General features: G+C 33.2%; 18 protein-coding genes. 9 read left to right on the top strand and 9 right to left on the bottom strand.

Features of this window, described 5'->3' with window-relative positions; all coding sequences use genetic code 11:
- Positions 1 to 91 precede the first annotated feature (91 nt).
- Together RB619_RS16765 and RB619_RS16760 are read right to left on the bottom strand one after the other, a co-directional pair.
- Positions 92 to 1,396 (bottom strand): AarF/UbiB family protein, encoded by a 1,305-nt coding sequence (locus RB619_RS16765; RefSeq protein WP_308099536.1) that lies wholly within the window; start codon positions 1,394 to 1,396, stop codon positions 92 to 94.
- Positions 1,396 to 2,055 (bottom strand): TetR family transcriptional regulator C-terminal domain-containing protein, encoded by a 660-nt coding sequence (locus RB619_RS16760; protein ID WP_308099534.1) that lies wholly within the window; start codon positions 2,053 to 2,055, stop codon positions 1,396 to 1,398. The genes RB619_RS16765 and RB619_RS16760 overlap by 1 nt, the downstream gene beginning before the upstream one ends.
- 98 nt (positions 2,056 to 2,153) lie before the next feature.
- Between RB619_RS16760 and RB619_RS16755 the strand changes: the two genes are divergently transcribed.
- Positions 2,154 to 3,065 carry a TIGR01777 family oxidoreductase gene (locus RB619_RS16755; RefSeq protein WP_308099533.1) on the top strand — a complete coding sequence of 304 codons (912 nt, stop codon included), beginning with the start codon at positions 2,154 to 2,156 and terminating at the stop codon, positions 3,063 to 3,065.
- Between the two features lie 99 nt (positions 3,066 to 3,164).
- On the opposite strand, the gene RB619_RS16750 is transcribed toward RB619_RS16755, so the two are convergent.
- The 4 genes from RB619_RS16750 to rmuC all read right to left on the bottom strand — a co-directional run bounded on the left by RB619_RS16750 (position 3,165) and on the right by rmuC (position 6,519).
- Positions 3,165 to 3,704, bottom strand: coding sequence for a YceI family protein (locus RB619_RS16750; protein ID WP_308099531.1), 540 nt, complete (start codon positions 3,702 to 3,704; stop codon positions 3,165 to 3,167).
- 404 nt (positions 3,705 to 4,108) lie between these two features.
- Positions 4,109 to 4,501 (bottom strand): VOC family protein, encoded by a 393-nt coding sequence (locus tag RB619_RS16745; RefSeq protein WP_308099529.1) that lies wholly within the window; start codon positions 4,499 to 4,501, stop codon positions 4,109 to 4,111.
- 40 nt (positions 4,502 to 4,541) lie between these two features.
- Positions 4,542 to 5,090, bottom strand: coding sequence for an acyl-CoA thioesterase (locus tag RB619_RS16740; protein ID WP_308099527.1), 549 nt, complete (start codon positions 5,088 to 5,090; stop codon positions 4,542 to 4,544).
- A gap of 55 nt (positions 5,091 to 5,145) precedes the next feature.
- Complete coding sequence (gene rmuC, locus RB619_RS16735; RefSeq protein ID WP_308099525.1) at positions 5,146 to 6,519, bottom strand: DNA recombination protein RmuC; 1,374 nt, start codon at positions 6,517 to 6,519, stop codon at positions 5,146 to 5,148.
- A gap of 188 nt (positions 6,520 to 6,707) precedes the next feature.
- Here rmuC and RB619_RS16730 point away from each other — a divergent pair, with 188 nt between their 5' ends.
- Genes RB619_RS16730 through RB619_RS16710 form a run of 5 tightly spaced genes read left to right on the top strand, consistent with a single transcriptional unit; the run spans position 6,708 to position 11,070 of the window.
- On the top strand, positions 6,708 to 7,583 hold the full coding sequence (locus tag RB619_RS16730; RefSeq protein WP_308099523.1) for a protease complex subunit PrcB family protein: 876 nt from the start codon (positions 6,708 to 6,710) through the stop codon (positions 7,581 to 7,583).
- Positions 7,584 to 7,591: 8 nt separating this feature from the next.
- On the top strand, positions 7,592 to 7,990 hold the full coding sequence (locus RB619_RS16725; RefSeq protein ID WP_308099521.1) for a hypothetical protein: 399 nt from the start codon (positions 7,592 to 7,594) through the stop codon (positions 7,988 to 7,990).
- A gap of 51 nt (positions 7,991 to 8,041) precedes the next feature.
- Positions 8,042 to 8,593: an RNA polymerase sigma factor gene (locus RB619_RS16720; RefSeq protein WP_133525253.1), complete on the top strand. Its 552-nt coding sequence runs from the start codon at positions 8,042 to 8,044 to the stop codon at positions 8,591 to 8,593.
- On the top strand, positions 8,590 to 10,449 hold the full coding sequence (locus tag RB619_RS16715; RefSeq protein WP_308099518.1) for a hypothetical protein: 1,860 nt from the start codon (positions 8,590 to 8,592) through the stop codon (positions 10,447 to 10,449). The genes RB619_RS16720 and RB619_RS16715 overlap by 4 nt, the downstream gene beginning before the upstream one ends.
- Before the next feature lie 60 nt (positions 10,450 to 10,509).
- Entirely contained in the window at positions 10,510 to 11,070 is a 561-nt protein-coding gene (locus tag RB619_RS16710; protein WP_308099516.1) for a MepB family protein, read from the top strand.
- Between the two features lie 54 nt (positions 11,071 to 11,124).
- Here RB619_RS16710 and RB619_RS16705 read toward each other — a convergent pair whose 3' ends face one another.
- Complete coding sequence (locus tag RB619_RS16705; RefSeq protein WP_308099514.1) at positions 11,125 to 11,877, bottom strand: glucose 1-dehydrogenase; 753 nt, start codon at positions 11,875 to 11,877, stop codon at positions 11,125 to 11,127.
- 152 nt (positions 11,878 to 12,029) lie between these two features.
- Positions 12,030 to 12,404, bottom strand: coding sequence for a hypothetical protein (locus tag RB619_RS16700; RefSeq protein WP_308099511.1), 375 nt, complete (start codon positions 12,402 to 12,404; stop codon positions 12,030 to 12,032).
- A gap of 143 nt (positions 12,405 to 12,547) precedes the next feature.
- Here RB619_RS16700 and RB619_RS16695 point away from each other — a divergent pair, with 143 nt between their 5' ends.
- The 3 genes from RB619_RS16695 (at position 12,548) to RB619_RS16685 (ending at position 13,925) form a co-directional block, all read left to right on the top strand.
- Positions 12,548 to 12,745 carry a hypothetical protein gene (locus tag RB619_RS16695; protein WP_308099510.1) on the top strand — a complete coding sequence of 66 codons (198 nt, stop codon included), beginning with the start codon at positions 12,548 to 12,550 and terminating at the stop codon, positions 12,743 to 12,745.
- Between the two features lie 66 nt (positions 12,746 to 12,811).
- Positions 12,812 to 13,378, top strand: a complete 567-nt coding sequence (locus RB619_RS16690; protein WP_308099509.1) for a pseudouridine synthase — start codon at positions 12,812 to 12,814, stop codon at positions 13,376 to 13,378.
- A gap of 91 nt (positions 13,379 to 13,469) precedes the next feature.
- Positions 13,470 to 13,925 (top strand): tRNA (cytidine(34)-2'-O)-methyltransferase, encoded by a 456-nt coding sequence (locus RB619_RS16685; protein ID WP_308099508.1) that lies wholly within the window; start codon positions 13,470 to 13,472, stop codon positions 13,923 to 13,925.
- Between the two features lie 77 nt (positions 13,926 to 14,002).
- On the opposite strand, the gene RB619_RS16680 is transcribed toward RB619_RS16685, so the two are convergent.
- On the bottom strand, positions 14,003 to 14,779 hold the full coding sequence (locus tag RB619_RS16680) for an ABC transporter ATP-binding protein (protein ID WP_308099507.1): 777 nt from the start codon (positions 14,777 to 14,779) through the stop codon (positions 14,003 to 14,005).
- Positions 14,780 to 14,894 lie beyond the last annotated feature (115 nt).

The following is a 14,894-nucleotide window of genomic DNA, read 5'->3' as shown; positions in this document are numbered from 1 at the left end:
AAAACCTTTGCCAAAATTTTAAACTTTGACAAAGGTCTATTTATAAAGTTTGCTCAACTTGAAACTTGAAACTTGAAACCTGAAACAAAACCTAGTATTTCAAATAATTCTCAACCACAATTTTCGCTTTCAAATCGAACATTAAATTATAAAGTCCGAAGAAAGTACGATTCATATAAATAAAGTGCTTAGAACCACGATTTCCATTCATTTTTTTCAGATTTGTATCTTCTGAAAAGCGTTTCCCTAATTGTGCGATGGCATTGAAGAAAGTTTCATCGGCAAAATCGAAAGTTTCATTCTGGAAAGGTCTTGTAAAAAGTGACAGCAAATCATGAAACATTTCTGTGAAATACTCAATTTCTGCTGGCGTATCATCTGGACGAAGAATTTCTAATTCGAATAATTTATCATTAAAAAGCTTTTCGTCTGTAATTACATTTTTATTTATTAGCTCAAAATAAGGCGTGTAAAACTCTTCTGGAATTTGTTTCATGCATCCAAAATCCAAAGCAATTAACTTGTTTTGATCATCAACCAAAAAATTTCCCGGATGCGGATCGGCGTGAACTTTTCGTAAAACATGAATTTGGTACATATAAAAATCCCAAAGCGCCTGTCCTAATTTATCTCCCGTTTCCTGATCCGTGTTTATAGCCGTAAATTCAGAAAGATGAATTCCTGTCATCCAATCCATCGTGATGATTTTCTCTGATGAAAATTCCGGATAATAATTCGGGAAAGAAATATTCTCGATTTTATTACAGGCATCAACAACTTCTTGACTTTGTTTTAATTCTAACAAATAGTTCGTTTCTTCAATCAGCTTGTCTTCGACTTCTTTAAAATATTTATCCGAATCTTTTCCCTGCAAATTAAACATTCTGATGGCAATTGGTTTTACCAAAGCCAAATCTGATCCAATACTATTTGCAACACCCGGATACTGAATTTTAACCGCCAGTTTTTTGCCATTTTTCTTAGCCAAATGCACTTGACCAATACTTGCAGCGTTTACCGAATTTGGATTGAATTCGTCGTAAATTTCATAAGGCGTTTTCCCAAAATTATTTTTGAACGTTTTTAAAACCAAAGGAGCTGAAAGTGGCGGAACTGAAAACTGCGAAAGCGAAAATTTCTCCACATAAGCCTGCGGTAAAAAATTCTTATCCATGCTTAACATTTGAGCTACTTTTAGTGCGCTTCCTTTTAAGCTTTTTAGTCCGTCGTAAATATCTTCGGCGTTATTTTCGTTTAGTTTATCTCTTGATAAATCAGGATTAACTATTTTTTCAGCATAATGTTTCACATAATTTACTCCAATTTTGGCGCCGGTTTGAACCAGTTTTCCTGCCCTTTCTATTTTTGAAGTTGGGATATAATCAATTGTTTTCATTATTTGCTGTATATTTTTTCTTTGAATAAAAATTTGCCAAGGTCAATCAGATGGTTCATTGGCGCAACATTCATTAATTCGAATGAAGCATTGACTGATTTTTCGATAAAAATATCAGTTTTCTCAAATCCGGCAGATTCATCATCCATCCAAAATTTAATCGTAAGCATTAACTGCAACCAAGCTGATTCTTGAATTGTTTTTTCCTGAAATTTTTGAAGTTTTTCTTGTTCCAATCTGTAATCATCCGTAAGAATCTCTGAAACATATTCTTTAAAACTGTTTCGGAGTGAAGTAAGCTGGACTAAATTTTTAAGCGGATTTCTGTCTACTTTAAGCGACTGCAAAACATAACTTCTGTTGGCTGTCAAAATTTCGAAGAAAGTAAAATAGAAACTCAGCATTTTGTTTTTCATATCATATTGCTGATATTCTTCGTTTTTGTGGAGCAAGTTAACTGTGTTTTCAAAAAACAATCTAAATATTTCTTTTTCTAAACCTTCTAATGTTCCAAAAAAAGCATAAAACTCAGCTTCACTAAAATCATTTTCTTTCGCAAAATGATAGACTGATTTTGGTTTTTGGCCTTTTTCTAAAACTTCATTCATGTATATTGAAACGATATCATCTTTGGTAATTACCTTTTTTTTAGTCGCCATTTTATTAAAATTTAGAATTTGCCTTAAAGGTAAGCATTGTTTAAGTACCTTTACTATTCCTTAAACAATATGCACTGTTAAATATATTATAAACTATTATGGCTCAAAATGTTTTGCTAACCGGAGGCACTGGATTTGTTGGTAAACATCTGACCGATGTTCTTATCGACAACGGATTTTCAGTGTCAATTTTAAGTCGGACAGAGCATAAAAACACGCCATCAATAACATACTATAAATGGGATTTGAAAAAAGATTTCATTGAAAAAGAAGCTGTTCTAAATGCGGATTTTATCATACATCTTGCTGGCGAAGGAATTGTTGAAAAACGATGGACTAGAAGACGAAAAAAAGTCATTCTAGAAAGCCGAACAAAACCCATTGAACTTATTTTTTCCATTTTAAAAGAAAACAACAAAACATTAAAAGCATTTGTATCAGCATCCGGAATTGGAATTTACGGCGCCATTACCAGTCATAAAATTTGTACCGAAGAAACACCTCCAGCCAATGATTTTTTAGGTCAAACTTGCCAAATATGGGAAGATACAGCCGATAAAATAAATACGCTCGGAATTAGAACGGTAAAAATCAGAACCGGAATTGTTTTTGGGAAAGATGAAGGTTTTTTGAAAAAAGTAGTTCCGAGTTTTAAATCTGGGTTTGGTGCGGTTTTAGGGACCGGAAAACAATATTTAGCTTGGATACATATTGACGATTTGGCTCAGATTTATCTAAAAGCAATTATAGACGAACATATGCACGGCGCATACAATGCCTGTGTCACAGATAACACAACTAATTCTGGATTTTCAAGAACATTAGCAACAATTTTAGGCTATTCAATCTGGTTTCCTAAAATTCCTGCTTTGTTACTGAAAATTACTTTGGGAGAAATGAGTGAAGCAGTTTTAAAAGGGCAACGCGTTTCGTCGCAAAAAATCCAAAAAACCGGATTTGAATTCCAGTTTACAGATCTTGAACGAACACTTTTGAGTTGTATACAATAATTTTAGGACTCAGATTCTACAAATTCTAAAGGCTGTTATGCTGCTACCCATTTTTCTTTAAAATAAACCTAAAGAATTTGTAAAAATCTGCGTCAATATTTATCGCATGATTCCCGTCAAATCAGTCTGGACTGTTTTTGAAATTTTGTTAGCTACCACATATGGAATTTCGATATTAAAATCTTCTACCGAAATAGGGAAAGTCGATACAATCTGAATTCCGTCAGGAACTCTTTTCATAAGTGCTTTTACAGAAATAATTTTCGATTTTCCATGCAGATAAAGTTTTCCTTTAATATCGTATTCTCTTTCAGTTTCATCGATATTTTTTAAATCAAATTTTTCGATTTTGCCTTTAAAAACGGCTTTTGGATAACGATGACTTTCAATGTAATTATCGTTAAAATGTTCCTGCATTAAATCCATTTTAAAACGAAAATCTTTGATAATAACAGTACAGATAAGCGTACTTGTTTCAGGTTCAAGAACAAGAGTTCCGAGCTTATTTACCGCTTTCACTTCTTCAAAAAAAGGAACAGAAGCTTCAAAATTTACAACCGCTGAATTGGTTTTAAATTTATCTTGAGCAAGTAAGGAAAATGCGGTAAAAAGTAAAATTAATAAAGTAGTTCTTTTCATAATCGTCATCATTAAACAATTATGTCATTCGATTTTTTAATTTTAAGAAGAGAAAAATCAGAACTTAAGATTTTGGCTTAAAAAAATTGAATGGCAGTACTCCGTGAAATATTCTGTAACCCATTAATGTATACTTAAAGTTACGAAATTTCTCGGTACAAAGTTCTGCTACTAATCCTAAATATTTGTGAATATTTTGTGTGGTGAAATGAGTGTTTTGAATTATGAATAGTTAATTGTTAATTGTGAGTTGTAAAGTCCCTACGGGACAGAATAGATTGAGGTTCTATTATATTTTCTACCAATATTCAATCTCTACGAGATATTCCGATAGGAATTAAATATGGGTAGAAAAAAAATATTAACGCCGCGAATTGTCCCGTAGGGACTTCATCATAATTTTATTACTGAACCGGCGTACAAATCTCAATCAAAAATCCTTCTGGATCGCGTACATACGCCACAACTTGTCCCCAAGGTTTTTTCGTTGGTTCTGTCACTAAAACAGCACCAAAAGAAGTTGCTTTTTGCAACAATTCTCCAACATCTTCAGTTATAAAACCAATTTCAATTGCAAAAGGTTTATTTTCTAAATTGCTTTCAATAAAGCCGTCTTTCAAATTTTGATTTGCTAGCTTTTTTGATGCAAATGAAAGCGTGGTTTCTCCTGTGATTAATTCGCCATAATCGTTGTCTGGGCTAATAAATCTCCTTGAAAACCCAAAAGCATTTTCATAAAATTCAATTGCTTTTTCGACTTCTTCAACATATAATATAGTGTATCCAAACTTTACCATCTCGTTACAAATTTAATGTTATAACCTAAAGATAGACAATTTAACTGATTTCTAAGAGAACATTATATTTATCCAAACTTGCTAAATCTTCAATCGAGCTTACATTGGCCACTTTTTCATGTTCTTCAATCTCCTTTTTAATTTCGATATGTTTGATTGCTTTTCTAAAACGACGTACTTCTTCAAGGCTTGATAAAATTAGTCCTGGAACTTGAACGCTTTTTCCGTCCTTATCTTTTGCAACCATTGTAAAGTATGACGAATTGCAATGTTTTATCACACCTGTCTGAATGTTTTCTGCTTCAACACGAATTCCGACAACCATTGAACTTCTTCCCACATAATTTACTGAAGCTTTCATGGTTACCAATTCTCCAACTTCAATAGGCTTTAAAAAGTTCACCGTATCAACAGAAGCCGTAACGCAATAATTGCCACTGAATTTGGATGCCGAAGCAAACGCAATTTGATCCAGTAATTGTAAAATATATCCTCCGTGAATTTTACCGCTAAAGTTAGTATGCGAAGGCAACATCAGTTCGGAAATACTGATTTTTGATGATGAAACGAGTTTGAAATCTGTAGTCATGTTTTTGGTTTTATGGTATTTCTTATGTTATTCTGGCTGAAGTTAAAATGGAGTTTTAATTTAAAAACTGATTCTCATCTTCAGTCGAAGCTCTTGCAATAATATTTTCAGGAAGCGACTTTTTGGCCTTCGCCCCCATTTTCTTTAATTTTTCGACGCTTGAAATTAAATTTCCTCTTCCGTCAACTAATTTGTTCATGGCGCTTTCGTATTCGGTTTTGGTGTCTTTAATTTTATTTCCAATTCGGACTAAATCAGTCACAAAACCTTCAAATTTGTCATATAAAGCGCCCGCTTGTCTGGCAATTTCAAAAGCATTTTCCTGCTGTTTCTGGTTTGTCCACATGCTGTCAATCGTGCGTAAAGTTGCCAACAGCGTAGTTGGCGTTACAATGACAATATTTTTATCAAAAGCTTTATTGTATAAGGTCGAATCTTCATTTAACGCAATCGCGAAAGCGGGTTCTATCGGAATAAAAAGCAAAACAAAATCAGGACTTTCGATTTGGTATAAATCATGATAATTTTTGTTCCCGAGCTGTTCTACGTGCCTTTTTATAGAATTGACGTGTTCTTTCAAAAAATCAATTTTCACTATCTCAGATTCTTCATTGATCCATCTTTCATAAGCAACCAGCGAAACTTTAGAATCGACAATCATTTTCTTTCCGTCTGGCAAATTAATGACAACATCTGGCAAAACTCTTGTTCCTTCGGTATTTGTAAAACTTTGCTGTACTTCGTACTCACGTCCTTTTTCTAAACCTGATTTTTCTAGAACACGTTCTAAAACCAATTCGCCCCAATTTCCCTGCATTTTTGTATCACCTTTTAATGCTTTGGTCAAATTGAGGGTTTCTTTGCTCATTTGTGCATTCATTTCGCTTAAACCTACAATCTGCTGGCGCAAAGCGGCGTGATAATCGATACTTTCTTTGTGTGTCTGCTCTACTTTTTGCTCAAAACCTTGAATTTTATCCTGCAAAGGCAACAAGATATTCTTCATGTTTTCGCTATTCTGTTCTGTAAATTTAGCCGACTTTTCTTCGAGAATTTTATTGGCTAGATTTTCAAATTCTTTCGTAAATTTTTCCTGAAGCTCAGTTATTTCAGCTTTTTGTTCTTTATGGCGTTCCCATAAATTTTCAAAATCAACTTCTTTTTTAGAAAGCTGAATCGCAAGACTGTCTTTCTCGGTTCTAATATTTTCTTTTTCTGAATTAATTAATTGAACCTGTTTCTGAAAATTATTTTTTTCGCTTTCAAATTGCTCTCTCTGCAATTGCAACTGATTTATGTTTGCATTTAATTTCTCTTCCAAACTCACTTTTTCAGTTTGTGATTTGGCCGACATCAAAAGCTTTCCTAAGTAAATACCTAAAAACAACGCGATAATAAAGGCCAACAAAATTGGAAGAAAGTCAAACATAACTAAGTTTTTTTTAAGTAAAAGTACGCAATAATACGTAGTTCTGATTTTTAAAATTTAAAATTTCACTAATTCGTGAACATTCTAAATTAAACAAACATTTTAAAAAAAATGAAGAAAAAAATATTTTAGACGCAACCTTTTTAAACCTCAGCCATCTACAAAGTATAACCTATTAAAATAATACAATGAAAAAATTAATGTTGAGCTTATTTATAGCTTTTGGATTGAGTGCTTGCTCACTTGGAAATGATGATATGAATGTTGATTGTGGTGCAAATACAGACTTAGGATTTACAGGTTTCCCACTTTTGTGCAATTATGCGATTAAAAATTTGCCAAACAATCCTGCAGCTGTTGTGGTAATGAATCAAGAAAAAATGACTTCCCTTTTTACAAAACACGAAAATACATGTCCGGTTGCTACTGATGCAAACATCGATTTTTCTAAAAACATGCTGGTTGGTGTTTTTTCAGGAATGAAAACAACAACTGGATATTCTATAAAAATGACTTCTATTGTTGAAAATAAATGTGAAATTGTGATTAGCTATTATGAAAGCGGACCGCAGGCAGGAGAAAATATTTCTTCAACTGCAACTTACCCTTCAGATTTCATTTTGATTCCGAAATCAGACAAAACAATCATTTTTATCAAAACTACTGAAACTACAGATAACATTATTATTGGAAGCTATTTTGGAAATTGTTCAGGTTCTGACTGTCAAAACTTCTTTCAGCTGAATGATTTTAACATTCTAAAATTAATTAGCACCGCGTCTGGAAACTTCAACTTTGAGCAGTCAGCTTATTTTGCTAAAACAAAAAGAAATGAATATACAGAATTTACAAAAAGCATTCCTGCAGAAATTTACACTCTAAAAGGACAAACTAAAACATATGGTTCTCCAGATGCAGCAGATCAAGGTGGTATTTTCTTCCAATTAAAACAAGGAGCATCTACAACTAAAATTTTTATTGACAACAACGATACAGCTGATCAAAGCACAGAAATCAAAGCTTTCAAAAAAGCAATCAAAGATAAAATCACAAGTTTAAAATAATCTTAAGTATGAAAAAGCATTTTTTATTACTAATTGTTTTTGGCCTTTTTTCAACAGCCTATTCGATTGATTCTTCGAATGTAAATTCGGGATCAATTGTGAATACTTGGATCTGGGAAAAATCTCTTGGAGGAGTGAGCAATCCTTATACAGCGACACCAAAAACTGCTGGGTTTACAAAAAAGGTAATTTTTACCCCAGAAGGAAGAGTTATCACGTATAAAAATGATATTGAAATCAGAAACAGCACGTATGAAATAGGAAAAGGAATTGGCTTTTCTGATCATGCAGAACACGACCTGATTACCTTTGAAGGCAAAACATACGTAATAGAAAACCTTGACAATCAAAACCTAACCATTGTAAGCAATAATCAAGATGCTGCACGCAGTATCTTTAAAAGATAGTTTTTTAAGTTTATAAAAACTATTTTTGAAAGACCAAACAATACCACTTTTTTGAAAGACGATTTAGAAAAATACATTAGGCAATGCATGCAGAATGACCGAGCAGGACAGCTGAAAATTTATCAGCTGTTTTCTCCGGTTCTATACGGTATTTGTCTAAAGTATATGAAAAATGAAGATGATGCCAAAGATGTTTTCCAAGAAGCATTTGTGATCGTTTTTCAGAAGATAAGCCAATATAAATTTGAAGGAAGTTTTGAAGGCTGGCTAAAACGGATTTTCATCAACAAACTTATTGAGACTTTAAATAAGAAGAAAAAAGAGAGTTTCTTTTTAGATGTTTTTGATCCTGATACTGATTTTATCGAAGAAGAAGAATTAGAAACCATTCCGATAGAAAAAGAAAAATTATTAGAATACATACGGGATTTACCCGATCAATATCGAACGGTTTTTAACTTATATGTTTTTGAACATATGAAACATAAAGAAATAGCCGAATTATTGAAGATTTCAGAAGGAACGTCAAAATCAAATTTAAATAGAGCAAAGGGTATTTTGCAGAAACGGATTTTGAGCATAAAAAATTTTAAGATAGCATGAAGAAGCAGAAAATAGAAGATATTTTTTCATCAATGGAACACTTTTCGAGTGTTCCGCCGCCAGAACTATGGGCTGGAATTGAGGAAAAACTAGATAAACCTAAAAAGAAGAAGAGAGTTATTCTTTGGTGGTCAGCGGCTGCATGCTTATTATTGTGCCTATCGCTTCCTGCTGTTTTGTCTGACTCTGGCAATTCAATCAATACTGGTACTTCTTTAGAAAAAAACAATGTAGTTCTTGATGAAAATAAAAATGGTGAAAACCACAAAAAACCAGCTTCGGCAAATGATCAAAATTCAGAAGATAATAAAAATGACATTGTAAACCCGAATTCTGAAAAAGCTTTAGATCCAGCTAATAATTCGTCTGTAAATTCAACAGAAGAAACAGCTGTTGCTAATGCCGATTCAAAATTGGAACGAAATTCAAAAACAACTGAATCAAAATCAAATAGTGTAAACAGCAATTCTAATCAGGCTGTCGCCGAAGGAAATGAGGCAACGAAAAACAAAAATCAATTTTCTGTTTCTGGAAACCAAAAATCAAATTCGGAAAAAGGAAATCTGAATCAAGGAATTGCCGTTAAAAATTATAATTCTGACAAACAAAATAAATTTAATGCAGCAGAAAAAAATCAGTTGAGTACTTCGGAAACCCAAAAATTAAATACTGAGAAAGTAAATTCAAATCAAGGTTTAGCGGTTAAAAATTATTCTTCGCAGAAACAAAACGGATTTAATGTTGCGCAAAAAAATCAATCTGCTGAAAACGAAAAAAGAAATCTTGACAAAGTTTTAGCCGAAAAAACATTTACTGGAAATAAGACAAATTCATTTAACAAGGCTTCGAAAAATCAGCTTCCAAATTCTGTTTTTGGAAACAATTTGAATTCGAATGCAAATACTATTGCTTTAAATTCTTCGAATAAAAACACATCAGAACGCAAGCAAAATATGCTTTCTGAAAATAAAAAGGAAACTGTTAATAATGCTCAAAAATCAGAAAAAGCAATTGCAGATAATACACAGAAAAGCAATTCGAAATTCAATGATGTTTTAAGCAAACAGGATTCTGTACAATTAGCAGAACTTCAAAATCTTGAAAAAGGAATTGTAGCTCCAGAAGTGAAAAAAGAGAAAGAAAAAAATCCTAAAACTCCTTCAACTGGCGAAAAATGGGCGCTTGAAGTTTTTGCCGGAGTTGCAGGTTCTGAAAATTACAAAAACGACAAAACGCTGGGCAACACTAACGATTCAAAACAAAGCAGCAGTTTTGGGGTAAAAACGAAATACAAGCTAAATAAAAAATGGGCTGTGGGATCTGGATTTAAAATAAATGAATTAGGACAAAGTGTTGCAAATGTTTCCTATATTAGCACGAAAAATAATGCATTTTTAGGAACCAGCGACTATTTTGTTCAGAATGGAACAGTTCCTCAAATTGCAACTGAAACAGGTTATGTACTTGTATCTAACACCACAAAAAATGCATTAAAAAGTGACAACTTAGCAAGTGGAAATTTAGATCAAAGTTTGAAATATATTGAAATGCCTTTAGAAGTTTCGTATGCTGTATTTTCGAAAAACAAAGCAAGCATCAGTTTAAATACTGGCGGTTTTGTTGGAAAATTAATTGCAAACAATATGGCTCTTGACGGAAATACAATTGGCGAAAACGAAAACGCAAATGATTTTGTTTACGGTTCAACTTTGAGCACGACAGTACAATACCGAGTTTATAAAAAAACAAATATATTTGTAGAACCAGCAATGAACTATTATATTAACCCTTTGAGCACGCAGTCTTTCAATCAATTCCAGTGGGGATTGAATTTTGGATTGAATGTTTCATTTTAAAAAAAAATACAAACTATTTAACATCCCCAAACCTACGTAACCCCCTAAACCTACATAATTTTGAAAACAAGCCTAAAAGCCAGTCTTCTCAAAATGATCGTAAAAAACCACTGGTCGAACCACAAATCTTTCCCCAAGGATTTAATTTTAGCCAAAGAACTGGTTTATGATTGCTTTGATTTTGACTGCACACAGCCACAGCAAGAAAGTGAGAGCATTGACTACAGTGCGTATCGTTTTTTAATGAATGAAAAACACATTTGTTATCGTGAGGCTAAAATTACGCCAACAAAAACAGGGCAATTTGTCACTTTGTGGAAACGAACCCGACTTGGAATCATTGAACCATTTGATTTTGACGACGCTATCGATTTTGTTATTGTAAGTGTTCGAAAAGAGGCTCTTTTGGGGCAATTCATTTTCCCAAAAAATGTTTTGCTTGAAAAAGGTGTTTTTTCTACAAAAACCCATGAAGGAAAAAGAGCTATTAGAGTTTACCCGCCATGGGATGAAACAGAAAGCAAACAAGCAAAAAAAACACAGCAATGGCAATTGGAATATTTTCACCCAATAATTCCAGAACCAGATTTTGATGTTTTTAAAAAATTAATTGCCTATTAATACAAAAAAAGGCTGTCTACAAAATAGACAGCCTTTTTCAATTTTATAATTATTTTAAATTGCGGTATAACCTCCATCAGCAATTATGTAGCTTCCTGTTGTAAAAGAAGATTTTTCAGAACTTAAAAATACAACCAAATCAGCAACTTCTTTAGCAGTTCCTAAACGGTTCATTGGCGCTTTTGCAGCAACCGCATCCATCATATTATCTGTTAGATTATCTTTTAACAAAGCTGTTTCAATATAACCTGGACCAACAGCATTACAACGAATATTTTTTAAAGCATATTCGGCTGCAATATTTTTTGTTAACCCCACAACTCCATGTTTTGAAGCCGTATAAGCCGGGCTATTTGGCGCAGCAACCTGACCATGAATTGAAGCAATATTAACAATGCTTCCACCGCCATTTTTTTCCATTTGTTCCAATTGATAGCGGCACGCATAAAAAACACCACTTAAATTAAGTGCAATTACACGATCCCAAGCTTCTGGCTCATATTCTCCAGTAGGTTTTGCGGGTCCGCCCATTCCTGCGTTATTACAAGCAATATCAAGTCGGCCGTATTTTGAAACAGCAACCTCAACCATGTGTTTGTTATCGCTTGCGCTCGATGAATCTCCTTTTACAAAAAAGGCTTCACCCCCACTGTCTTTTATAATTTTTACGGTTTCTTCACCGTGTTCAACGTTAATATCCGAAAGGACAACTTTTGCTCCTTCTTGAGCATAAGCTTCTGCAACAGCGCGGCCAATTCCTGAACCTCCACCAGATACAAAAGCCACTTTGTTTTCTAAAAGTGCCATGTTCTTATAATTTAAATTTGTCCTTACAATTTACGAAGTTCTTACTCGATGACCGACTCAAAACTTGAGTTTACCATAACATTAACTTGATATCGTAACAAATGTTATTTGATGTTAAAAATCCTTCTGCAAACAAAAAAATCCTTATAAATTCAGCTTTCTTCGTCTAATTTCATGTTTCCTCTGTCTTTATGACTTTCTGGATTTGAGTTTGGATAACGGTTTGGAGTGATATCTGAATTCCTGTCCTTATTTTCGACTGTTTTATTGGCTTCTTCATCCGTTTCTACACCTCGATTTGCATTTGGATTATTCGGATTTATGTCATCAGAAACTTTTTTGATTTCTTCATTTTCATTTCGAGCTCTTTCTACAATTTCTTTGTTTCCATCTTTATCTGCGACAACTTCTTTTTTCAAATTAGCATCATCAGCTTTGCCATCATGCGAAACATTTTTTCCTTTTGTATCGTCTATGTTTTTTTGTACTCCGTTTATTTTTTTTGATCCTAAATTATTCGTTTCCATAACTTTATTATTTTGCGTTCTAACTATAATATTACGAATTCTAAATCGGAACATTTTACGACTTGACATTGCTTTTGTTTTATAATTGCCATCTTTCAAAATTCACTACCTTTATTTAAAGCAACTTAACAATTTGTATTACTATGAATTTCTTTAAAATCAAAACATGCTGGTCGAATGCCGAATTTATCCTGATTAAATTATGCATGGCTTCGGCTTATATTTTTATTGGAAGTTATTTTCATGACTTTTTCAAAGATTATTATACTTTTCTAATTGTCGTTTTTGCCATAACTGTAGTTTGGTTTGTGTATCAATGGCTAAAAAAAATGAAAGACTAAAAACAGTTCTAGGCAGAACTTCTGCTTTAATTTTACCAAAGAACCTATCTTTGCAAAAAATTAAAAATGCACAGACACTTTATTCTTTTTAAACCTTACGGCTATTTGAGCCAATTTATTTACGAATTAAAAAGAAAGAAAAAGCTTTTGGGCGAACTGCATGATTTTCCCGAAGGAACAATGGCAATTGGAAGACTGGACGAAGATTCTGAAGGTTTGCTTTTATTAACCACTGACGGCAATATGAGTGAACTCGTAAGAAGCAAAAAGTTCGAAAAAGAATATTATGTTCAGGTCGATGGTTTAATTACACCAGAAGCTATTGAACAATTGCAAAAAGGTGTCGAAATTGGACTTGATGGCGGTAAATACAAAACAAAACGCTGCAAAGCTTCGATAGTTACCGAAGTTCCAGATTTTGGACTAAGAGCAAAAAAAATCAGAGACGAACGCCATGGCCCGACTTCCTGGGCATCTATTACGGTAACCGAAGGGAAATTTCGTCAAGTTCGAAAAATGACTGCCGCAGTTGGTTTTCCAACATTACGCTTGGTTCGTGTTCGGATTGGAAATGTATATTTGCAAAACTTAAAAGCCGGAGAAGTTCGCGAAGTAGATCAATTTGATAATTAGAGAATGTGGCAATATGCCAATGTGACAATTAGATAATTAGATAATTTCTGAAATTCATAACTTATAACTTATAATTCATAACTCAAAAAAAATGCTAAACGTTGTTCTTGTAGAACCTGAAATACCAAATAACACTGGAAACATTGGAAGATTGTGCGTTGGTACAGAAAGCCGACTTCATTTAATTCATCCTTTTGGCTTTGTAATCAATGACAAAAACCTAAAACGCTCTGGTTTGGATTATTGGGTTCATCTTGACGTAACCGAATATCCAAATGTTGACGAATGGGTAAAACAAATTCCGGATCAATCTCGAGTATTTTTAATGAGTTCGCATTCTGACAAATCGTATTTAGAAAATGATTTTCAGGATGGAGACTGGCTGGTTTTTGGAAAAGAAAGCGTTGGTTTAAGCCAAGAGTTTATGGCACGATTTGAGAATCATTTAACGATTCCGATGTCACCGCTTATTCGTTCTTTTAATATTGCTAATTCTGTTGCTTTTGTAGTTGGCGAAGCTAAGAGACAGATTAATTTAAAAGTTTAATCGTTTATTTGTTTAACTGTTTAATCGAATATTTTCGGTTTCCTGTAAGGTTTTTCAAACCTTGCAGGAAAAGTAAATTAAGTCACAATAAACTTCCCTTTTTCTCCATCAAAAATAATATGTTCGTCTTTGAATAAAGAAGCAAAACTTCCGTTCGAAATTAAATTACATGGCTCGTCTTGCACTACATTTTCTGGCGTCATGATAATCATTTCGTCACTTAACTGAATGGCCAAATCAATATCGTGCGTTGAGAATAAAATACATTTTTGAGTTTCCTGCGTAAGTTTTTTCAATAATTTAAATAAGGAAACTTTATGAAGCAAATCTAAATGTGTTGTTGGTTCGTCTAAAATAATAAGCGGCGTATCTTGTGCCAAAGCTCTGGCAATTAAAACCTTTTGTAATTGTCCGTCGCTTATTTCGTAATGCTTTTTTTGAGCGAGATTTTCGATTTGTGTCAATTGCATTGCCTCGTGAACTTTTTCTATATCTGTTTCTGTTAAAGTTCCAACCCAATTCGTGTAAGGCTGACGTCCAAGTGCGACCAATTCAAAAACTGAAAGATTACTTGGCGGTAGTTTTTCGGTTAAAACTAAACTTAAATTTTGTGCTAGATCAAGAGGTTTGTAAGTATTTATATTTTTATCATTCAAAAAAACATTTCCTGATAAAGGATGCTGAATTCCGGTAATAGTTCGCAATAAAGTCGATTTCCCAATTCCATTTGCTCCAATCAAAGCAATTAGTTTTTCTGAAGTTAAATTCAAATTTAAATTCTCAGCAATAGTCACAGTTGCTTTCTTGGATTTATATCCAATATTTAAGTTTGAAGTTGATAGAATTGTTTTCATTTTTTAAGTTACTAAGTTTCTAAGCCTCTAAGATTCTAAGTTTTTTCTTTGCCACTCCCGATAGCTATCGGGATAAATAATTAAAAAGAATCTGTGAACATCCGTTTAATCTATA

The sequence above is a fragment of the Flavobacterium sp. LHD-80 genome, assembly GCF_030929605.1.
Lineage (GTDB): Bacteria > Bacteroidota > Bacteroidia > Flavobacteriales > Flavobacteriaceae > Flavobacterium.
Note: the sequence above shows the minus strand (reverse complement) of the source record. Positions and strands in the feature narration are given on the sequence as shown.